Origin of the sequence: Methanosarcina sp. 1.H.A.2.2 (genome assembly GCF_000979975.1) — an archaeon.
In the GTDB taxonomy this organism is placed as follows: domain Archaea; phylum Halobacteriota; class Methanosarcinia; order Methanosarcinales; family Methanosarcinaceae; genus Methanosarcina.
In genome coordinates this window covers 1-22,373 of the sequence record NZ_JJQL01000089.1, presented here as the reverse complement: position 1 = coordinate 22,373, position 22,373 = coordinate 1, and the positions used below count along the sequence as shown (strand labels likewise).

Here is a 22,373-nt window from a genome sequence, read left to right as displayed (position 1 = left end):
TATTCCCTATCCCGAAATCCTTTTATTCCCTGCCCTGAAGCCTTTACGCAAATCCGAATTACAATCAGGGCTCAAATAGCAGATATGTTGGTCCTAATATGAAAGTTGCCTGTATCCAGATGGATGTGCTTCAATGCAGGAAGCAGGAAAACCTTGAAAAAGCCCTTTATATGGCTCTCAAAGCCGTTGAGAAAGGAGCCGAGTTAATTGTTTTTCCGGAGGTCTTTTCCACAGGTTTTTGCTATGATAACTTCAGCCATGCAGCCGAAAGTCTCCCATCTCCCACTCTTGAGAACCTGGCATGTTTTTCCGAAGCAAATGATTGCATTATCCTGGGTTCAATTATTCAGAAGGATAGTGGAGAATGTGGTATAGAAAGTGATGGAGAAGGTGATGGAGAAACTGGTGGAGAAAAAGTTTTTCCAGAAGGAGAAAATTATTTTCCAGAGGGGGAAAATTATTTTCCAGAGGGAAAAATTGATTTTTCCGGAAAAGTAAAGGAAATGCCGGAAAGTAAAAAATCTGCTCTTTACTATAACCTTGGTTTCTGTTTCGAGTCCGGAAACCTTGCAGGTACCTACCGGAAGACTCACCCCTTCAAAGCCGAAAACAGTTATTTTTCAAAAGGCAATTCAATAGAGCCCATTTCCCTTAAAAAACAAAGTCTGAAAATCGGGTTTGAAATCTGCTACGAGCTCCGCTTTCCCGAGGTTGCAAGAAAACTTTCCCTTGCCGGCTCTGACCTGCTTGTGACCACAGCCGCGTTTCCTAACCCCCGGGCTGAGCACTGGAAAACCCTTGCAAAGGCACGCGCAATCGAAAATCAGATTCCTCATATCGCCTGTAACAGAACCGGCTCTGCTCCTGACTGCACTTACTTCGGAAACTCGATGATTATTGATGCCTGGGGTGAGGTAAAAGCCGATGCCGGCAGCAAAGAATGTGTGATCGTGTATGACCTTGATCTTGCAGGAAAAGATGAGATTCGAAAGGTTATTCCTGTTTTTGAAGACCGGAGAACTGAGCTTTATTGATAGGCTGAAGCAGAGCTGCTCTTGAAAAATGAGAGATACCCGGATGATATTCCGGGTACGGCCTGGAAATATTTAGATATATTCTGAGATAACCTGCCTGCATCAAAGTAAATAAATAGGGTTTCTCGGATTTTAGAGTCTATCGGATTTCAGCCCTGATATGCCTGTAAAACCAGGAAACCCTTATATAGCTTACTTTATGCGAATGGATGCTTTGCTGAATCCTTTTTGTCCAGCGCCTCTTTGACTGTCGGACTGCTCTCCATTGCACGGGATATTGCAAGCTTTGTAGCTTCATAGTTGTATTCGTAGACTTTATCTTTGTCTTTTGCATCCCATTCGATAAAGACCGAAACAATTATGAAAATGTCATCTGCCTGCTCTTCAGGCAGTACTCCGGCAGCTACCGAGTCCATAACCGCTTTTGCAACCGCAGCCTGTGCCGGCCCGAACATCAGGGCAGCCTGTGCCACATTCTTGATCGTTACCTTGTTTACGAGCAGGGTTACAGGTTTTGGCTGGAGATTCGGCTCAAGGACAGCAAGGAGCGGGGTATGACCCTGCCTGGGCATCGCAAGGGAATTCATAAATGCTGCCTCTACCGGTCCTCCTCTTGGGCCGATGATAAGGTCGATGTGTGCAATTTCCGGGCCTGAGCCAATGAGGGCTTCTCCTATCATGCTTTTTAAAACAGTTTTTACCAATTTCAACACCTCAAGTCTATTTCTACAAAGGAAAAATCGTACCCAATCCCTTTCCTGAAAGATAAATTTACTGATATTTTGATGATGTTATGATAATGGGGCGGGAGAGAGTAAGGCTGTTTCCATATGTAGATAATAAATTAACCTTTAATACTTTCAAACTAAATTAACCTTTACTACTTTCAAACTAAATTAACCTTTACTACTTTCAAACTAAATTAACCTTTAATACTTTCAAACTAAATTAACCTTTAATACTTTCAAACATACATAAATAATTTGTTAGTTCCCGGCCTTGCTTATATAACTATTTTATTCAGTTACGGTTGCCCTGAAAATTTTGTCCCGAAACTTTTTCTCGGAGAAACTTTTACCCGGAGAAACTTTTACCCGGAGAAACTTTGCCCCTGTAACAGAATGGCTTTTACACAGGATCGGGAGTAGATGGGACTAATGCCCATAGAGCCAGACCCTTTCTGCCTCATAATCGGACTATGGGGTGCATGTCTGCAAAAGAAGAGTGACATCTTGAACTCGATCGTGTGGTCAACAGCAAAAGATAAGAAATAAAAATACGATCCCGTAGAAGAGTACTCCGGGTTTCAAAAGTACTCCGGGTTTCAAAACTCATTTTGGAAACCGGAAGGGAGCACTTTTCAAAAAAAGAACTAAATTTCAAATTGCTTTTCACAGGGAAATCCCTGAAAGGATCTCAAGCCTTTTGTTCCAGTGGTCGAGTCCCCTTTTTGCCGCATACCAGTCGAAGAAATCACTTTCATCTCCCATGTTTCCGGCTTCAAACTTTGCTCTGAGCTCACTTGAGCTGTACCCGAACTTTGCTTCAAAATCCTCACAGATTATGGAATACCGCTTGACCTTGTATTTTGCAACATGCTTTTCATGTTCAAGAGCCGAACGGATAGCCTCACATACTTCCTGAGGTGAGAAATCAGTCTCTATATTAAGTGTGAAACTCATGTCTATCCCTATTAAGAATAGTCTCCTATTTCATATAAAGTAATTAGAAAATAAACAATTGAACAGGTTTATTACCTGAAAAATCTCTTTCTCATGCCTTCCATTTCACGAGCTTATTTTCATAACTACCTTATTTCTTTTTTTCAGAATTTCTTTTTACCGTTTCTTTTTCCGGCTCTTCGTCATTCTCTATGGATAAGATGATTTTCAATTCAAGACCGCGTTGGGTTTTCTGAGAATATCCACACGAAACAACGAAGAGCCCTTTTTCCTTTACAGCAAGCCCTATCAGAAGCATTCCCATAAAAAAGTTATAAGGAAATAAAGTAACAAAGAAGGTTGGGGCGAGTTAAATAAGGTGGAGGGGAGTTAAATAAGGTGGAGGAGAGCTGATAAGAACAGATAAATCACAGATTTAAAGGATTCAGGTTAAAAACAGAACCGGTTTAGAAGGTTTACATATTTAGACGAATACATTTTCAATAATTGCTGCAGAATATGAAATTCAAATCTCTTTTACCTGGATTGCTTCTTTTAGCATGTGCGAGAAAAGGTCGGTACCCCATTTAAGGGTTTCAGGTTCGGAACTTATCAGGCTTTCGTGTTCAAAGAATTTCTCCCTGGAGAAAAGGGTGAGCAGAAAAAACCTATCTGTTACTGTAAGGTCTGCAATTTTAGGGTCTTGCGGGAAGATAAACACTCTGACGTTTCCAAAATTCAGGAAAGTGCACAGTTCTTCCCTGTAATCCGTTTTGAACCTCCGGAACACTGGCTCTGTAAACATCAAAGAAATTTCCACTCCTTTTTTTGCAAGTTCCGGGTAGAGTGTGGTAAAAGAAGGGTGGAAATAGGAAGCAAAACCGAAAATATGCGTGGAAAGATGAAGTTTTTCTACAAATTCAGGGTTAAGTTCGAACATGTGGCTCACCTCCGGAAGGATGAGTTTGCAGTTCTTCAGTTCATAAAGTCTTTTGCGTAAAAAAGGAGGGATTCCTTCAAGGTTTCTTTTCGTCCAGTAATCGAAATTTTCTTCCAGGACTTCCAGGGTGTCCAGAAAAGGCGGCATTTTGTCCGCGATTATAATTCCCATTGGAGAAAGTTCATAGGTATGCCCCTTCTGTATAACGAGATTTCCTTCCTTCAATTTTTTGATCTGAGGGAGGATTGAAACAGGGCCTGCGGAAAGGTGTTTCTGAATCTCAGCCATACTCCCTGGCTTATCTTTCAGAAAAAGAAGAAGTTTCTTCCTTTTCTCAGATAAAAAGACCAGCTCTATTAATTTGACTTGTTCCTTCATCTAAACACCGTAAATAAAACACCAATGATGTTTAGATGGCAGAACAGCTATTTATACATTGTTATAAACTTTTAACCGTTACATGGTGTACGAAAAAAATGGAAAAAGGAATGAAAATGAAAGATGGAAAGAATATGAACCAAGGACGGAAAATGAAAGGAGGAGAATAAAATAAGGACGGAAAATGAAAGGAGGAGAATAAAAAAAATATTCTACAGGTTCGGACAAAAAAGGCTGCCGGAAAGGGTATGATTCTTGCAGCGAGTGGCATTCTGCCAGTTAGAACCTGATAGCATCAAGGACCGCCAGTTTTTGCTTCCAGTGGTCAAGCCCTCTTTTTGCGGCATACCAGTCAAAATATTTGTCGTCGTCTATATATTCACCGGCTTCAAATTTTTGTATGAACTCCGTGGAGATCAGGTCGTACTGGTCTTCAAATTCATCGCAGATCATGGCGTAGCGGTATACCTTGTATTTCGCAAGATGTTTATCATGTTCCAGAGCCGAGCGAATGACCTCGCTTACTTCCTGTAGCGAGTAATCGGTATCAATCTGCAATGTAAGGTCCATGTTTATCCCATAGAATAATTGTTGAAGGCAATAAAAATGTTGCTGATACTAAAAATTGATCCTATATCTCTTTTTCTATTTATTAATGAGTTATATCCTCTGGGATCTAAAGAATATAGGGAGCATGAGGCTAAGATTCAAAAATCTAAGATTGGTGCAGGATTCAGGCCCACCTGCGAATAGATTACAAAAAAGCCTGAATGAATGAATGAATGAATGAATGAGTTTGTAAAAATAAAAAGAAATATGGGTAAATAAACCGAAATAAGGAAAAATAAACTGAAATAAAAATAAATAAATAGAAATGAAGGGAAAATAAAAAAATAATAAAAAATTCAGAACAGATAGGTGTAGAAAAGTGTGGATTTGGAAATTAAACCTACACCGTCATCAGTTTCGGGTCACGATACGGATTATCCCGGAGTTCTCCATGTTCTTATAAATGAATGCTGAAGAGTATGCAAGCAGCATGAACTTAAAGCCCTGGGCAAAGTCCATTTCCATGAACATTAATATCATGTACATGAAGAAGGTAAATTGTATTACACACAGGAACATTCCGGCTGCGGTGAACATTTTCTGACGACTGCTACTATCACTACTGTCTGGATCATCTGATTCTTCTGACATTTTGTTTCGGACCTCGCAAATAAAAGTGCTAAAGGTGTTTTATATTTAGTTTGTTTTTATTTTATTTTGGTTTGTGTTTTTTACTTGATTCTGCTTTTTACTGAAGGCAGTTTTCAACCAGCTCAAATTAAATAGTCTCCCCAGCTTTACAGCATAGCAACTAGCTTCTCTGAAGCTTTTAAAACGAGACAAAAAGCTGAAAACTTCAACAGATGCATCTGAAGGTTCAGTTATATTGATCTTCTGGTGCAACATTTATGTGAAAAAACACGCTCCAATTTAGAGACTTTTATACAATCTTACTATTTGTTATGGATGGTATATATAACTTGCGAGGGGAGGGTGGGTACTGCAGAGCTTGAACCTGTTTTTCATTTTGATGTTTTGAGATCATACGTCAATTCCCAGGATAATTCTTAGCCTTTTATCCGGATATCAAGGCTTTTTTTGCCGCATACCAGTTGAAAAGTCATCAGAATCCCCGGTTTCTCCGGAATTGAATTTTTCAATAAAAAGGCTGGAGTCCATCCCGTATTTTTTCTCGAAATTCTCGCAGGTATCCGAATACTTTTTTATTTTGTATTTTGCAATGCGCTCGTTATGTTCAAGTGCTCTAAGCAGTTTTCTTAGAATTTAGTGTACAATAGTCAATTATCTTCCAACTTTTCATCTTTCGATTTTTTCAGATGCCTATACATAAATCCAATCAGAGAAACTCCCACTCCACTAAAAATCCATCCTATATTATTAGAAATCCATGATTGGTCTTCTGTTTCTGATATATTCAGAACTCCGATTTCTATAATTTGTTTATAAATGGAATCTAAATAAACCGTGAAATTTTGGGAGCTTTCAGGCGTTTTTTCTGGAAGTTCGGGATATATTCCTTTGACTCCTCTAGGATCAGAATCTAATGTTTTTGTAGATTCAGTAAAAGTAGTTGTTACGTTTTTTTCGTCTTTGATTTCTCCTTTGTCAATCTTGAATCCATAATCAGTTATTGAGTTATCTGTTACAAGTTTAACTTTTAATGTATCTCCTGTATACCATTCTGTCCAGAAATCTTTACCTGTGTTCCCATAATTATAAGTCACAAGTTTATTATCGTATTTATCATAAAGAATTAGTTTATCGTAACTGGTAAGATCAAGATTTTCAAAGTGGAGCCGTATCTGAGCAGCACCAGATCTGCTTATATCAGGCCATGTATATTCAAAATTGTTTGCATAAGGATGATGTGACTCTGCTAAAGAGTTATCAGATATGCCCATATCTGATCTTCCCTCTACTTCGTCAATCTTTAATCCATAACCCGTTTTTGAGTTATCTGTTACAAGTTTAACTTTTAGTGTATCTCCTGTATACCATTCTGTCCAGAAATCTTTACCTGTGTTCCCATAATTATAAGATACGAGTTTATCATCGTATTTATCATAAAGAATTAGTTTATCGTAACTGGCAAGATCAAGATTTTCGAAGTGGAGTCGTATTTGAGTAGCACCAGGTTTGCTTATATCAGGCCATGTATATTCAAAATTGTTTGCATAAGGGTGATACGACTCAGGTAAAGAGTTATTAGATGTAGAGACATCCGACCTAAATTCTATTTTGTCGATTTTAAACCCGTAAGCGGTATACGAATTATCTGTTACAAGTTTAACTTTTAATGTATCTCCTGTATACCATTCTGTCCAGAAATCTTTACCTGTGTTCCCATAATTATAAGTCACAAGTTTATTATCGTATTTATCATAAAGAATTAGTTTATCGTAACTGGCAAGATCAATATTCTCAAAGTGAACTCGTATCTGATTAGCGCCAGATTCGCTTATATCAGGCCATGTATCTACAAAATTATTTGCATAAGGATGATCAGATTCAGCTAAACATTCAGATGATGAAGCGGATGTACATCCATTGATAATTATTAACAGACAACACAATATAATTTTTAGAATAGATACTCTAGACATTTCTCCACCTTTTCAAGTCTCTATAAATGGAATTATTTAACGGAGTAAATCACGAAAAGAAAAAAATAATGCACAGGCAAATTTGCAAAAGTTACTATTTTTTGGACAGTTTACTGTTTTTATAATGCTGATTTTTCATTTCAAACGGACAACTTCCTAAGTAACTAACGTTTTTTATTGGGGGGAATGAAAACTTGATAATTAACCATTTTAAATTTATGAAATCAATATTGATTTTTAGTGTCTCTTAACATTGAAATTTCCCTTGAAAGTACAACTCAATACATATAATAATCTTTCGAAAAATACTAAATATGTATAATATAATTAGTATATTTGTCAATTTATTTTTTGGTTGTGGCCGGTCCCTCAGAACTTTCCCGGAACTGCCTTCGTTAATATTAAGCGAAAAAAGCCGGAAACTTCAATAAAAGTGAGATTTTCGGGGCTGGAAACTTTTCCGGCGGCAGGACATTTTTAGGACTGATATTTTATTTTTAGTCGCCCCCTTCAGATTTCCGCACAACCGGAGAGAAAAAGCAGAAGATCACTTCCTCCGGGCGGGATTTTTAAGATATGATTTTTATTTTTTGGCTGTGGGCGGCTGCTCAGAACTTTCCCGGCGCTGCCTTCGTTAATATCAAGCGAAAAAGCAAAACGTTGGGCAGAAATTTCATTAACTGATTTACAAAAGCAACAAAAACCCGAGATCGAAATAAAGTCTGTCGTGCAACTTCTTTACCATTTTTTCAGCAATTCAAAAAGCTAAAAAACAATAAACGTGTCTAATTATTATACGCTAAAGGCTAAATCCTATACTATAGGTGAAACCATGTCCGTTTTATCTGAGATCTTCGGAGACCGCCCCCAGGCAAAAATAGTTGAAGCATTTGCAGAGAACCATGACGACAAACTGTATATTGCCGATATAGTCCGGATGACGGGCGTTTCAAAAGCAACCGTCTACAAGCATCTGAATAAATTAGTTGCAGAAGGAATTGTCGAAGAGAAAGGCAGAGCAGGAAACATCAGGTTTTTCCAGTTAAATCCCAGCAGCCCGAAAGCAAAAATTATCCTGATGCTCGAAAGGTTTATTATTTCTGAATAGCTGGACAAATTGGTGGAAGAAGGGTAAGGAGAAGAAGGCGGGAAAAACTTAAATGCGGCTGCTTACGGAGATGAAAATCCGGAACATCCGGTCTCTGGGGAGAGTGGGGGGAGCCGCGAAGAAACTGCGGCTTTTAAAGAAGAGCCGGAATATATTGATTCTTATGGAATCGAAGCGGCATCTACAGCAGACGGTGAGACCTACCTGATTGGGAATTTTGAAAGCTTTGAAGACGCCAAAGACTTCCTCGAATGGGAGTTAAACCATTTTGAAACCATTAATGCCAGGATAATCAGGCACACTGAAAGGACAAGCATGGAAGCAATATTTACAGACATCCTTGAAAGGTTCTTTTACCATAAACTTCCTTCATGGGATTCGCAAATATGAAAGTGCCAGTGGTTATGAATTTCTGGCACTGTTCGAGATGCTTTTTGCCGGTGATGGGTACTAAAACTTAATAAGGGCTGCCTCAATGAAAATACGACCTTGGCAGAAATCTACAAAAATGAAATAGCTTTCAATTGGTTATTATGTAGATGGAGCTTAACAAGTATTAATCCCATCTATGTGATTTATTATAATTGTATTCGTCTATTTTTTCCTGCCGGAGATATTTTTTAAGGTATTCAACTTTTATTTCGTCTGGTAGTTGAATATACTTTTCTCTATCTCCAGATGATAATTTATTTAAAATGCAACTTTCTTCTGATTTTAATTTATCCTCGTCTTTTATTTTGAATCCAAGTTTCCGGGAATCCTCAAGTATCTTGAGAGCATTAATTGATTGTTTTAACGTCGGTTCCTGTACTTTACTTGCCAGTGTGCTCATTGAATGAGCCAGACTTCTCTGCCACGGTTGTAAAGAACCTGTTTGCTTTGCCCAGTAAGAGATGTTTATCCATGTTTCTGAGCTTACAAGCATTAATTCTGAAATCATCTTTCGGTCTTCACTATCCGGACTCTCTATTCCTTTATCGGCTCTATTTCTGCTTCTTTTATCTATTTTTATCAGTTCTTTTTGAATTTCGAGAGGTAAATCCATCTTTTTTATAATCAGTTCTTTCCAGCATTGTTCTTTTTTACACCACTCTGTTACGTTTTTCCCATCAGGAGAATCTATTATATGTTGATAAACATGTCTGGATACCATTACTATTGTATCTATCAGAACAGGGGTAAGGGCTTGTTGTCGCCAGATTTCATCCAGATTTATTCTTTTCTCGGTTTTATAAAAAATGAGGGAAAGAGTATAAGTAACAATATTTGCCCGATATCCTCCATACTTTTGCTTTTCAACAATCTTTTCTGTTTCCTTGAAAAGTATGGCTTTTGCAATCAAATGTTCAAAGTATAAACTATCAGGCTTAAAATCTCCTCTTTCTTTTAATCGTGCCATGAAGTCCTTGAAGTTTTTCTCTGCACCTCTGCTCACAATATGTGGAAGTTGATCCCAGGTATTCTCATATTTGGCCAGATCTGTTTTGGAAAATTTTTGTTTGTTCGGATTTCTAGCTTCAAAAGCTTTTTTGCGAGATTCAGTATTTTCTCTACCTTTTTCATCGAGATATTGGCCTCTGGAGCGTTCATAATACCAGCGAGTTTGAGCCTGCATACCATGTTTTGCAGGTGCCCATATTGTTCGGGATAGCTCTTCAAGTTTGACATGGTATGGATGGTTAGATGAAAAATCAGCAACACTTACTTTATTCTGACTATTGGCACACTCTGAAATTCGGGGTACAATATAATCTAAACGCTCTGGTTCCTTCAATACAGTTAACTTTAAAGGTATCAGAACATCAGAAACATCAGCATTGTTCTTTTTGACAGCATTGTATATGGAAGCTGTTGTTTGCCCTCCATTCACGATCTGAAAGTCTTTTGCCCATTTAATTCTATAGTCCCCACTCGAAGATTTTTTGACTTTTAATTCCTTTGCGGTAACGGAAAGTCCATTATTATACGCAAGGAACATATATGGCTCTTTTATTATTGTTTCCCTTATACCTTTATTGATATTACCTCGTACCTGCAAAAACGACCTGACATTTCTTTCTAAAAGTCGCGGTCCAAATTTTTCATATAGTTTAAAAAGTACGTTTCCGGGCATAATTGCAAGGTATGTCTTATAAAATGGATTGTATTCGTCCATGGGAAGACAACTAAAATCACCAAAGTCATTTTCAAAATCAATTTCTATTGCTTCTCTTTTGTTTCCTGAACTTTTTAACCTGTAAAGTCTTTCAAGATCCCATATGTGGTAGGAAATTGTCACATCTACAGATATTTCATCATCTATGGGGTCTTTTTTTGCTATTCCATCAGTTAAAAGAAATAATCTTACATTTGTAAGGTTATCCTTCATATCATAAATAATGGAAGCCAGATCGAACACATCGGATGCTTCTTCAAGATCTTTGTGATAACCTTCACAACATCTGGAATAAAAATTGTAAATCTTTTTGAATGCAGTGTTCATATCGCTTTTTGGAACACTGGCAAGGTTTCCATCACCATAATAAATAGATATAAAAAGGTCGAGACAACTTTCATTTTCACTGATTGCATAACCGTTTACTTTTATACCCCTTGACCTGTGAGAACATACAAATGGATTATCTATCTCATCTGCTTCACACAGGTCTTCCATCATAATTTCTGTAAATTTGTCCTCTCTAAAATATTCTTCATCTTCTACCTGTGACTGACTGATAATTTCCTGCTGGTACGTTTTAGCAAACTCTTCTATTTCCGAATCTAGATTCATTTTCTGACCTCAACAAAGGACTTGAAATCGAAATCATCTATCTTATAGCTCATGCATTCGGCAACGCAGATTGAATAACGTACATCCCCCACACCATCTGGTAAATTCTGTTCCACTATTCTTGGGAATTTATCTTTTACTTCAAAAATATTTGAATATCTTATAGTATATGATACATCTTCATATTTATGCGTATGTTCCTCCAGATAACCCGCTTCTACCAAAGAGTCCATAAATTTTCTATATGATGATAAATCTGAAGAAATGAGTCTTTTGATATCTTCAACAATGGACTGAAGTGTTTCTCCAACTCCTTTATTCATTTCAACCAGATAAATATGCTCAAGGAACAATCTGTCAAGTCCGACGTCATCTAGCTGCTGTTCATTCGAAATAGGTATTTTTTGGTGCTGTTTTCCAACAGTAGTTTTTACCTCAACAGCCCAGTTCATAAATTGAAAATCCTGAGATTTTCCTGAAGGTCCTTTCCATGAAGCAATTCCTTCTTGAATACCTAGGTAAGGCAACATATATTTTCTCAAAAACCACAGTTCTCCGTAAAGTCCTCTCTGTGCTTTTTCACTGAGCCCCTTATTTCCATACTTTTCAAGAAATTGTTGCCACTTTATAATTCTTTCAATAAATGATTTTATTAATTCTCTTTCTTCAGTTATTTCATTTATATTTTTGAGGATATCGTTAACAAGGCTGGAAAAAATATCCGAAAATCTGAAATCTATCAATTTAAGCTCAAGAATGGCATAACTGTCAGGGTCTTCAGATATCATAAATACTTTCAGCTCAAACCCTCTTGATCGAGGTAATGAATTAATATCAGGAATATTTGAACGTGAAACTTTTAGCAGGAAAAGACGGCTGTTTTCAGGTTTTTCCATAGCCAGAAAAAGATCGAAGGGATAGTCTGAATAGACCCTTCTCTTTAAAATAAAACTTTCACCTTCAGAAACTGAATCCTCTTCCATTGATTTCCAGATTTCTTCAATCATTGAAAACACCGAATTCCTGTTCCCAGTAGATGTTATTCACTTTATAATCAACAGTTCTGGCATTTTCACTTCCTGGGAAACTGAAGGCTAACCCTACAACAGGCTTTACGGTATCCGCAAATTCGCGACTGTGGTCAAGAGGATAAATTATCAAAAGACCGGTATCAGGAGATCGGAAATTTCTAATATATCTTCCACCGGGGATATCTGGACGTTTACCAGTTTTTTCATACATTTCCTGACGTGCTCTTCCTATCTGATCTTCCGTGAGATCAATTACTTCATCGGCAGGACTTATAAGGCGACCATTTGACATTGAGTATTTATCCTTTTCGATATTTTCATTTGCATTCTGACGTTGAGTTAGACGCACATCATACCCGCCAATATTACAAACATTTGCTCCTTTTTTACTGGAAGATACCAGACAAACTGACCATTTTTTTAATTCATTAATTTCCATCTGAGCTTCAATATAATCAATCAGTATTTTGGGATTTGCTTTTCTTGAATCCGGATGAATTATAATTTCATTTAACAAATCAATAATGAATTTTGTTGGAACACTATCCCAGAGATAATTACCATGCAATGGGCGATACGGAGTTTCATCTTCAGGAGTTCCCAGTTGTTGTACAAATTGAGAAAGCACCTTGAAATTATGCTCTACTGTAGGATTATCTGTATTAAAAACAACAGTTTCTATAATGTGACCTGCATAGGATAACTTCATCGGAGTACCATTTCTCATTTTGTTTACGGCAGTGATCAGAAGTTCTCCGGGATGGGTTCTTACCCTCAATCCATAATCTTCTGGGCTCTTATTGAGTGCCGCCATATAGTTGAGATCACTTCTGAGCTCTTCGCTCGCCATCGTGATGTATTTGTACCACGTTACAAGTTCTTCGGATGTGTAGAGTCTGCAAAGGTCTGCATATCCAGGTCGATAGCCGAACCATCTTCCCATTTGCATGAGAGTGTCATACATGCGAGAAGCACGCAGATAGTAACTTATAGTTAATCCTTCAAGTGTTAACCCTCTGGAAAGCTTATCTCCACCAATAGCTATGAAACTTCCACCATCAGAATAAGAATCATAATCTAGAAGATCATTAGCTGTTCCATTTATAAGTTTAACATTAATTTTTGCTACCGCAGTGAAAAGATTAGTTTTTACATCTTCCCATTCCACATTTATTATTTTTGGGTCATTAATCTGTTTTTTTACTGCTTCAGTTGTTTTTACATAATCGTCTTTCCATATACATTCAAGTTCTTCAATCAGATTCTCTTTCGAGCCACCATCGCCATATTCAATTCTTCTTCTTATAAATTCAAGTTCTTCTTTCACAAGATAATAAATTTTCATCTGTAAGTTAGTGTATCTTGTAACGTGGATTAGCATTGAATTATGTTCTTTTTCCTGCTTTCTCGCAGCTCTAGCAGCACAGGAAATAACAAAACATCTAATCGCCTTTTTAAGTGACTCTGGAATCTCTACAGGTTCATGGTATTTTTTATGGTTTGTTGGTATAAATTCTTCAAAATCGTCAATCACCCTTATAATAGGAATGCCTTCTTCTTCTTTGATACCCGCCTGTTCATAAGTATCCAGACCAAATACTTTTGCAGGTCCAATATGGTTGGAAGGGGAAGGGAGATTTATTATAAAGTTTTTCGGAAAAAGGTCATCTCCATACCTGTCACTCTCTATGACAGGCATAATAAAAATATTTCCAAAGGGTGTCGCTGTATATCCAACGTAAGCAGTTTTCTCAAAACTATTCAATAATTGCCTTATCAAACCATTTATAGCAGTAGCATCACAATCATCAAGCACTTTTCCATTTTCATCAACTGGTGTTTCATTGGTGTTTAGAGATGCGTTATCAGCTTCATCGTCTATAAGGAGTAAAGGGATTTCACTGACTATTTTCACTCCTTTTTTATTTAGTTCCCCATGAATACTCGTAGCCCAGTTGAGCAGATTTTTCAGGACAGACTTGTTCTTTTTTACAACCAGAAGAACGGGATCTGATCCAATCATGACAGCTCCCTGTGATGCAATTTTTCGAGTGAAATCGCCATTGTCATCGCTGCTGGTCAGCGAATTTACTGGAAGAAGTTTTTGACCTATAAGTCTTCCAACTCCAATTTTTAGATTTTCCTGGTTAAATGCCCTGTTCATTCGAGTATCGAAACCCAGAAATTCCATATCCAGTCTTGCCTGTGTCTGGCTTCTTAAACTCTTATGCTGCCCTGCAAGAACAATTATAAGCTTGTATCCCGCATCTACTGCTTTACATACGAGTCCCGTATAGTTCGCTGTCTTTCCGGATTGTACCTGACCAACAGCCATCCCCCTTCTATCCCACGGGCCTTCTCTTTGAGGGTCTTCAAGTCTTTCAAGTATTTGATCTGTAAGTGAGTCTATTCCCATTATAATCTTATAGCTCCACCCCTTCTCCTCTTCTAGATACCTTTTGTATCTATTCCAGAATTTCCATTCAATTGAGCTCTTATGAGAAGGTAACCATACCTTATGGCCTATTTCCCGATCTTCAAGAATTGTGCCTTTTCCCATTTTTACATTACATCTACTTTCAACATCTCTTTTCAAGAATTCCCAGTCTATTTCACTTTGAGGGTTTTCATTAGATAGCATTAATTTTACCATTTCGACCTTATTTGAAATGATATTTTCAGTTATTTCCTTATTTGACTTTAATAAAGTCATCACTATCGTTATTGCTCCATTATAATCGGTCATTAATTACCCTCTATTGAATAATCAGTATCTTTTATGTAATTGAGAACAAATTCGGGATAATCACTGAAGGGATCCATTGAAAGAAGTCTCTCTCTGGATTCAGACTTGGGAATTCCAGAATTTATTAACGAATTATATACTTCCTGCATAACCTCTATGATTTCAGAAGAAGGAGTTTTCTCAAAAGGCTTTAAATGGTTATCCGGACTTTCACAGTTGTTTAGTGCTATTAAGGGAATGGGCACAGTTTCTTCAATCATTCGTATCATTGCAGATAATTTGGAGGCTTTTTCTCCTGAACTTTCAAAAAGTTCCTTTAAAAGAGGATGATTACGATTTATATTATAGGAAATTTTGCCATGCCTTACTTTTTGTTCCCAGACATAAACAAATTCCGATGAATTTGTTCTGGCGATTACTTTTCCTCTGTGGCGGTATATTTCAGCGGCTCTATTTCGCGTTAATTTTGCAATGCGTTTTAAATCGTCTCTGAGGAAGGGAGGAGGACGAGCGATAGACTTTTTTACATCAATCTTCCATTCATCGTCCATAGAGTTCGGAATGTCTACCTGTATGCGTGCCAATTTGTAGTGTTCTTCTTTTTTGAAGCCGAGTCCGAGCCAATCTCCTGCAACTATCAATCTCTCATTTCTATAAACATAAAAACCCTGAGCTGCGTTCCACCCTTTTGGACCAGCGGCATACGAATGGGTTTCTTCATTTATTTTGGAATGATGTGGGAGAATATAGGGGTTCACAACTATTTTAGCCGAAACGAATTTTTCTTCATTCAAAAGTTGAGTGGATTTTTCTTTTATTAAAAAAGGATCCCATGGTTCAATTTCCCTATCATTTATCCATATTTTGAGCCCGTTTCTTTTTTCGATAAATCGATGGAATACCATGGTAAGGTGAACTTTCACATTGTCCACACGTTCAAAGAATAATTTCTGGTCTTTGACATCATCAACTTTTGTGCCAGCAACTATCCGATCAATATTTTCCCAGAAAATAACCGTACCCTGTTCCATATTTTGGAGTTCATCCAGAAGTCCCGAATCAAATGAACCATTTACTTTTAATAGTCGCCATTCCCCGGTTTTAACGACATAATCTAGATCCCAGCATCTTATAGTAATGTCACAATCTTTAGATTTTGTTGCTACAGTTAGTTTCCTGCACTGAGAAAATGAAGCAGTTTTAAGGCCAAGGCCAAATCGTCCAAGATCTTTTGGATTTCTTTCTTCAAGTGGATTTTTACTTCCAGGGCGCATTGCATTAATCAATTCTTCTTCAGTCATCCCACAACCATCATCTTTTATAGAGATGATCGAATTCTCTCCATTCCAGCAGAAATTCAACCAGATGTTAGCAGCTCCTGCTGAAATACTGTTGTCGATAAGATCTGCAATAGCAGTCTGGAGGTCATAACCAAAGGCTCGAAGAGATTCTATTAATGCTCCAGCATCGGGCTCAGCAATATCAAAATCATCCGATATCTCTCTAAATTCTTCCAGATATTTTTCCATAAAGATCCCTTGAATTGGCCAACTAGTAACTACTCTTCTTAAAGAAAATAATACATTATTATTCGATGTAGAGCTCCTTTTATATATATTTCCGTACACTTTGACGAATAGTAGCAAAGATAGTAAAATAAACTGAAATTCTATAAGCAAATTTATTTATATTCCGTTTTGGGAATCATAACGGCCACAACATTTAAGTAATAATGAGAAAGGACAAATCGATGACCTGTGGAAGAAAACCTAAAATAATTTACTTCAAATATTGAGATTCGATTTGAAAAAAAGTGCATATATCTCTAAGATTACAAATTTTACATCTGGGTTTTTCTCCCGGAATACAAATAACATTTGCAAAATCAATCAAAGAGAAAGAAACGTTTTTGGGATCCCAGAAATTAACAAGGTCGTACATGATATCATAAAATAGTTTGCTTCTTCTGGAGGAATCTGTAATATTCAGCCCAAAAATTCTTCCCAGAACACGCACCGTATTAGTGTCCAGTACTGGTTCAGGAAGGTTATAACCAAAACATAGAATGGCCGCTGAGATATAATTTCCCACTCCTGGCATTGCCATCAATTTCTTCCTGTCCAGAGGCAATTTCCCACCATATTTTTCTACAACTTCGACGGCCATGTCGTAAAGTAAATCTGCACGCCAGAAAAGTCCAAGGGATTTCAAATCAGCTTTAATCGCTTCACGGCCAGCTCTGACAATGGACTCAAAATCAGGATATTTAAGGATAAATTCTTCATAAATATCCTTTACCTGATCAGCTTTAGTTCTATGAAGCATCACTTCAGCAATGGCAATTTTATATGGATCTGAGGTCTCCCTCCATGGGAATTCCCTGATATTTTGCCCTCCCCACATCAGAAGTTCAGTGCGAATTACCTTTATTTTTTTGAAATAGTTTTTATCCTTAGTAATCGTCCTCATAAAATCTCTTTGAGCATCTTTTCTATTTCAATTGCAATCCCTTTCGCCATCAAAGGAGGTACAGCATTACCAATCTGAGAATACTGAGAAGTTCTTGGCCCTTCAAATTTATAATTGTCAGGGAATGACTGTATTCTCGCCACTTCTCTTACTGTAAGAGACCTGATTTGCTCAATATCTGGATGAATAAAGTGGTGACCATCCTTGGCAATATGAGCTACTACCGAATGAGAGCAACCATTCATGTCAACTACCTTGAAGCGATCAAGAAATACATCTTTTCTATTATGAGACTGAAGTTCAGACGGTAAATCGGTGTACTTTAATCTTTTTTTATCCTGATTCCACTTAGAAATAACAAGTTTGTATATATTACGATCCTGAGGATTGTGTATTCTTGCTTTATGCTGGATAAGTTTATCTTCTTGCTTCCTAATATTAAATTTTTTCAGGTAACGGGATGCATCTGAAAAAGGTATTTTGTAGTCAACGGGATCATCAGTACCTTCACCTGGCTGTAAAGATGGAAGATCTTTCAGGATATCTGAAACATGAAATTCTTCTGGAGGTTTTTCCGGAAATAATGGATAAGAAAAATCATATTCCTTTTTCCAGCCAATAAATATGATTCTTTTTCTTTCCTGGAGAACAGAGAAATTTTTGGCATTAAGTATTCTTGCTTCTGTTTTATATCCTAACTTTTCTACTTCATGATGTAAATTTGTATAAATTGAACCCTTTTTTGCACTTATTAAACCGGGAACATTTTCAAAGACGAATAGTTTTGGCTCAAATTTATTTATAAATGCTAAGTAATGCTTATATAAATAATTTCTCGGGTCGGATTTCATTCCATTGGGATCTCTACTTCTCCCTGCAAGTGAATATGCCTGGCAGGGTGGCCCTCCAATAATTACATCAACTGAATCACTATCCATGACTTTCAAATGTTCTTGAATTTTTTCCATCATAGGATTTTCGTTTATTTCGGTTACTTCTCCCAGCAATAATCCAGCTGGTGGTAGTTCCAGATCTTTGAATTTTTGGAGAAATTCATCTCTGTTGAGATTTCCTGAAATGTAATCCCTATAAATATCTTCATGATTGGAGTTTTTCAAAGCGTGGTAAATTGCTCTGGTTTCGAGGGAAGCTCGAGCCCGGTCATCTTTCTCTATATGAGATACAAATTTAAATCCCTGCTGAAAGAAACCCTCTGAGAGTCCTCCTGCACCAGAAAACGTATCAAGAACTGTGTATTTTGGGTTCATCCAGAAATTCACCGAAACTGTTTTTCTTTTTTACTTTGTTCATTCTCTAAAAAACGATTAACATCAGATGAAATTGGAATATATTAACATGTTGATGTGAATCATCTGATTTTAAAACTTTGGATTTCTCCTACCTACTCAAACTACATCTTTAAATCCCATACATCCCTTTTCTATCCACAATATAACTTTCATAACTTTTACTCGGTGACATTTTTATGAAAAATAGGCTGTACAAATATTATCCTGACGATTTCGGGGAGCTTACTGTTGACGTTTTACATATGAACCTGGTGTTTGATGTCTATGATGACAAAACCAATGTGAAATCCCTGCTCAGGGTCAGGACAAAGGACGCTCCTATTGAGACGCTGGAATTAAACTGCAGGGACCTTGAGATCCGGGCTGTGAGCTGCATACAGTCTGAGGTTTCATACAGGTACAGGCAGGACGATGCGATTCTTGAAATTAATTTCAGGGACGTGATTCCGCCGCATACTGAGATTGCGGTTGTTACGGATACGGTTTGCAGGCCTACCAAAAATGTCCTTGAAGGGCTGTATTACGATGAAACGCCGGCAGGGGCTCCTCCGCAGCAGATCACGCAGTGCCAGCAGTGGGGGTTCCAGAGGATCGTGCCCTGCATAGATGACATGTGCGCAAAATGCACGTACAGGACAACCATCATTGCAGATTCGAGGTACACGAACCTTATCACAAACGGGGACGTCGTTGTCGAAAGGCATACCGTAAAGCCGGGCAGGGACAAAATCGTCTATGACAACTCCGTCACTCCGATGGCAACATATCTCTTTTTCCTGGGCGTGGGGACTTATGCGACTTTTACCAGGGAATTTGAGTACCCTGATGGGGAGACTTTCATGCTGGAACTGCTTGTGCCGCCCGGCTCAAACGCAGAAGCTGCCGAAAAAGCGCTTGACATCCTGCATGATTCGGCTATGTGGGTCTATCTTTTTACAGGGGCCGAGCAGTTCGATGAAGATAAGCTGCCTGTCAGGAAGGAACTCTGGGAGCTTGTCCGCAAGCGAGAGAAAATAAAACTTGATGCAAAGTCCGAATCCCCCCTGGAAGAAGAACTCCAGGTGGTCAGGGACGAGCTTGCAAAACTCAACGGGGCCATCACTCCGGGGTACAAATACACGGGAACCGTCTACAGGGAAATCGGGATGCAGAACTCGGACTTCGGGGGCATGGAAAACGTCGGGAACACCACGATTACCACAAACCGTATAATGCCTACCCTGCAGATCACTGACCCGGCTTTCGAGTACATGATCAGGGTCAAGGTGCACGAATATTACCACAACCAGAACGGGTCCGAGGTTACTGGAAAAAGCCCCTTTGAGATCTGGCTGAACGAAGCTGTGACCGTGCATGTGGAAGAGCAGTACCACGCCTTCCTCTTCGGAGAGGATTACCAGAGGATCGGCAGGCTGCTTGACCTGTTTGCCCCGGCATCGGGGACTTTTGCCCTGGACTCGGGAGCTGCGTCCATGCCCATAATCCCTGACGGCTTCAATGACCCAAATGACCTGATCACTGCCGTTACGTATGTAAAATCCCCCGAATACGTGCGCATGGTCGAGACCCTCATAGGCAAGGACACTTTTGTCCGGGGCCTGGACCGCTACTTCAAAAAGTTCAGTCACTCAAACGCGGCCACGCAGGACTGGATCGAAGCCATGGAAGAAGAAAGCGGGCAGCCTTTAAAGGAAATGGCCGAAACCTGGCTGAAGCAGACAAGGTTCCCTGTAGTCGAGGTCTCAGCCGAATATGACATGCCTTCCCGGAAGTTCACTTTCTTCCTAAAACAGCAGGTCCCTGCCGGAGGAAAGCCCTGGGAGTTCCCCTTCAAGGCAGCCCTGGTGGACGAAAACGGAAATGACCTTGCCGAAGTCCTGGAAAGAATAAGTGGGGAAACTGCAGAAATTACGGTTGAAAACGTGGACATGCCTTCTTTCCTTTCCCTGAACAGGGAGTCTTCCTTCTATGGAAAACTTGTTTACAGGGCAAGCCAGGAAGAGCTCCTGCTGCAGGTCCGGAAGGACAGCGACATCACAGGCAGGTTTACCGCCTTCTATACCCTTGTGGACCGGGAAAAGCTGAGGCTCCTTAAAGTTCCGGGTGCAGCCCCCTCTGAAGACTTTATAGAACTCTACTACAGGCTCTTTAATGACCGGCAGCTTCTCGAAAGGGCAGGAGGACAGTTCCTGGCCATTTTTGAGTCCGTAGAAGACGAGGAGTTTGCCCACCACTATCAGGCACTTTTTGACGTAAAGAAAACACTTCTGCAAGCGGTTGCCTGGAAATACAGGAACTCCCTTATTTCTTCCTACCACTTCTTTGAGAATACTTCGGTTGCACGGGATGCTTCTCTTGAAGAAACAGCAAGGGTGATCAAGGGCAGGCAGGCTAAAAATGTCTGTCTCGGAGTCCTTGCAACCCTCGATACCCCTGACATCCATGCCCTGATAAAACAGCAGTTTGAGACCGCAGCCTGTGCAACAGACCGATTGAGCGCATTTGCCGCGTACCTTAACAGTTCGGCTCCGGACAAGATTGAAGTCCTGAGGGCCTTTGAAGCGGAATCAAAGCAGAACCTTGTTGCCTGGGAAGCCTTCCTTGCAGTAATAGGAAATAACAGCAGTGTTGATGCAGTCGAACTGGTCCGGGAAATGGAAAGGTCACCTGCCTTCAGGATCGAACAGACAAACGACCAGCGTGCCCTTTACGGAAGCTTTGCCCGCAACCGCAAAAAGTCCCTCCAGACCGAAGAAGGCAGGGCTCTCTTTGCAGAAATCCTGAAAAAGCTGGCTTCTGTAAACGAATTCAGCACAGTCAATATGCTCAACGCCTTTGCAAACATAGACCAGATGGAATCAAAGTATCATATCCCACTGGTAAAGATCCTGGCAGACCTCCTTGGAGACCTCGACTCCCAGAAATTCCCAAGCGTCTATAACAGGATCCGAAAACTCCTTCTTGGAGCCCCGAAAGCTGTCAAAACATACGGCATAGAGCATGGAGAAATTAAGGCTCTGCATTCGGAAAAACCCCTCGCTTAAGTCCTGATAAGATTATCCGGCCCGGAAGGAGCCAAAAATATTTTTTTCCTTCCGGATACTGCTTTTTTGCACCTATTCATTGAGTTTCAGCCTATTTTTCTTATAACTTTTCTGAAATCGTATTTGAAGGACAGATGCAGGAAGAATATTTATCCGGGGGAAAGGAAATGTTATAAACGTTATTTGGGAGCTTTTTGTCGGATTTCAATATCCGGCTTTTAAGGGGTGGTAAAAGGACATTTGAATATTTTGAAGGTTTGTTTCTGGACGCATTCTCTGCTCTGTTCAATATTGTGGGCTCTCTTCTCATTATCTACGGCGGGCTCAGGGCAATTTCAGAGATTATCCTGCTTGAAGTTTTGAAGAAACCTTATAGCTACCAGCAGGTAAGAAAAGAGCTGACAAACAAAATTGTCTTCGGGCTTGAGTTTTTCATTGCCGCAGACATCCTGGAAACCGTAAGGAACCCCTCGCAGGAAGAACTGCTTCTGCTGGGTACGGTTGTGTTGATAAGGACGGTCCTTGGCTATTTCCTCAGCAAGGAAGTTTCGGAATACCGGCTGGATTGAAACAGAGTTGAAAAACCCGATCCTGCAAGATGCCTGAACTTCCTTCATCTTTTAACACCCCTAACTTTCTCTGTCTTTTCGGTCCCGAATTCTTCCTAAAAAATCAAATATAAATATAAATATAAATATAAATATAAATA

General features: G+C 39.0%; 17 protein-coding genes. 4 read left to right on the top strand and 13 right to left on the bottom strand.

Translation table 11 applies throughout. The annotated features are described in order from the left end of the window. Positions 1 to 98: 98 nt before the first annotated feature. The gene (locus EO93_RS14065; RefSeq protein ID WP_048163186.1) at positions 99 to 1,034 is read left to right on the top strand and encodes a nitrilase-related carbon-nitrogen hydrolase; all 936 of its coding nucleotides are present in this window, start codon (positions 99 to 101) and stop codon (positions 1,032 to 1,034) included. A gap of 197 nt (positions 1,035 to 1,231) precedes the next feature. On the opposite strand, the gene fae is transcribed toward EO93_RS14065, so the two are convergent. The 7 genes from fae to EO93_RS14035 all read right to left on the bottom strand — a co-directional run bounded on the left by fae (position 1,232) and on the right by EO93_RS14035 (position 7,186). Continuing rightward, positions 1,232 to 1,714 carry a formaldehyde-activating enzyme gene (gene fae / locus EO93_RS14060; protein WP_048163266.1) on the bottom strand — a complete coding sequence of 161 codons (483 nt, stop codon included), beginning with the start codon at positions 1,712 to 1,714 and terminating at the stop codon, positions 1,232 to 1,234. Between the two features lie 711 nt (positions 1,715 to 2,425). Beyond that, positions 2,426 to 2,716: a hypothetical protein gene (locus tag EO93_RS14055; protein ID WP_048163184.1), complete on the bottom strand. Its 291-nt coding sequence runs from the start codon at positions 2,714 to 2,716 to the stop codon at positions 2,426 to 2,428. A gap of 130 nt (positions 2,717 to 2,846) precedes the next feature. Beyond that, positions 2,847 to 3,020, bottom strand: coding sequence for a hypothetical protein (locus tag EO93_RS17645; protein ID WP_156161336.1), 174 nt, complete (start codon positions 3,018 to 3,020; stop codon positions 2,847 to 2,849). A gap of 201 nt (positions 3,021 to 3,221) precedes the next feature. Beyond that, positions 3,222 to 3,923 (bottom strand): winged helix-turn-helix domain-containing protein, encoded by a 702-nt coding sequence (locus EO93_RS14050; RefSeq protein ID WP_235284279.1) that lies wholly within the window; start codon positions 3,921 to 3,923, stop codon positions 3,222 to 3,224. Between the two features lie 369 nt (positions 3,924 to 4,292). Next, on the bottom strand, positions 4,293 to 4,583 hold the full coding sequence (locus EO93_RS14045; protein ID WP_048163180.1) for a hypothetical protein: 291 nt from the start codon (positions 4,581 to 4,583) through the stop codon (positions 4,293 to 4,295). Between the two features lie 390 nt (positions 4,584 to 4,973). Continuing rightward, complete coding sequence (locus tag EO93_RS14040; protein ID WP_048140433.1) at positions 4,974 to 5,213, bottom strand: hypothetical protein; 240 nt, start codon at positions 5,211 to 5,213, stop codon at positions 4,974 to 4,976. A 647-nt stretch (positions 5,214 to 5,860) separates the two neighbouring features. After that, on the bottom strand, positions 5,861 to 7,186 hold the full coding sequence (locus EO93_RS14035; protein ID WP_048163179.1) for a hypothetical protein: 1,326 nt from the start codon (positions 7,184 to 7,186) through the stop codon (positions 5,861 to 5,863). An 832-nt stretch (positions 7,187 to 8,018) separates the two neighbouring features. Between EO93_RS14035 and EO93_RS14030 the strand changes: the two genes are divergently transcribed. Further along, positions 8,019 to 8,294 carry a helix-turn-helix domain-containing protein gene (locus EO93_RS14030; protein WP_048163177.1) on the top strand — a complete coding sequence of 92 codons (276 nt, stop codon included), beginning with the start codon at positions 8,019 to 8,021 and terminating at the stop codon, positions 8,292 to 8,294. 556 nt (positions 8,295 to 8,850) lie between these two features. On the opposite strand, the gene EO93_RS14025 is transcribed toward EO93_RS14030, so the two are convergent. The 6 genes from EO93_RS14025 to EO93_RS14000 form a co-directional block, all read right to left on the bottom strand. Next, positions 8,851 to 11,064, bottom strand: coding sequence for an AIPR family protein (locus tag EO93_RS14025; RefSeq protein WP_082107667.1), 2,214 nt, complete (start codon positions 11,062 to 11,064; stop codon positions 8,851 to 8,853). Further along, positions 11,061 to 12,071, bottom strand: a complete 1,011-nt coding sequence (locus tag EO93_RS14020; protein WP_048163176.1) for a PD-(D/E)XK motif protein — start codon at positions 12,069 to 12,071, stop codon at positions 11,061 to 11,063. The genes EO93_RS14025 and EO93_RS14020 overlap by 4 nt, the downstream gene beginning before the upstream one ends. Continuing rightward, on the bottom strand, positions 12,064 to 14,841 hold the full coding sequence (locus EO93_RS14015) for a Z1 domain-containing protein (protein WP_048163174.1): 2,778 nt from the start codon (positions 14,839 to 14,841) through the stop codon (positions 12,064 to 12,066). The genes EO93_RS14020 and EO93_RS14015 overlap by 8 nt, the downstream gene beginning before the upstream one ends. Continuing rightward, positions 14,841 to 16,370, bottom strand: a complete 1,530-nt coding sequence (locus tag EO93_RS14010) for an ATP-binding protein (protein WP_048163173.1) — start codon at positions 16,368 to 16,370, stop codon at positions 14,841 to 14,843. The genes EO93_RS14015 and EO93_RS14010 overlap by 1 nt, the downstream gene beginning before the upstream one ends. 250 nt (positions 16,371 to 16,620) lie before the next feature. Next, positions 16,621 to 17,310 (bottom strand): DNA glycosylase, encoded by a 690-nt coding sequence (locus EO93_RS14005; protein ID WP_048163171.1) that lies wholly within the window; start codon positions 17,308 to 17,310, stop codon positions 16,621 to 16,623. Then, positions 17,307 to 18,578, bottom strand: coding sequence for a DNA cytosine methyltransferase (locus EO93_RS14000; protein ID WP_048163169.1), 1,272 nt, complete (start codon positions 18,576 to 18,578; stop codon positions 17,307 to 17,309). The genes EO93_RS14005 and EO93_RS14000 overlap by 4 nt, the downstream gene beginning before the upstream one ends. Positions 18,579 to 18,796: 218 nt before the next feature. On the opposite strand from EO93_RS14000, the gene EO93_RS13995 reads away from it, so the two are divergent. Beyond that, positions 18,797 to 21,664, top strand: a complete 2,868-nt coding sequence (locus EO93_RS13995) for a M1 family metallopeptidase (protein WP_048163167.1) — start codon at positions 18,797 to 18,799, stop codon at positions 21,662 to 21,664. A 257-nt stretch (positions 21,665 to 21,921) separates the two neighbouring features. After that, complete coding sequence (locus EO93_RS13990; protein WP_048163264.1) at positions 21,922 to 22,233, top strand: DUF1622 domain-containing protein; 312 nt, start codon at positions 21,922 to 21,924, stop codon at positions 22,231 to 22,233. Positions 22,234 to 22,373 lie beyond the last annotated feature (140 nt).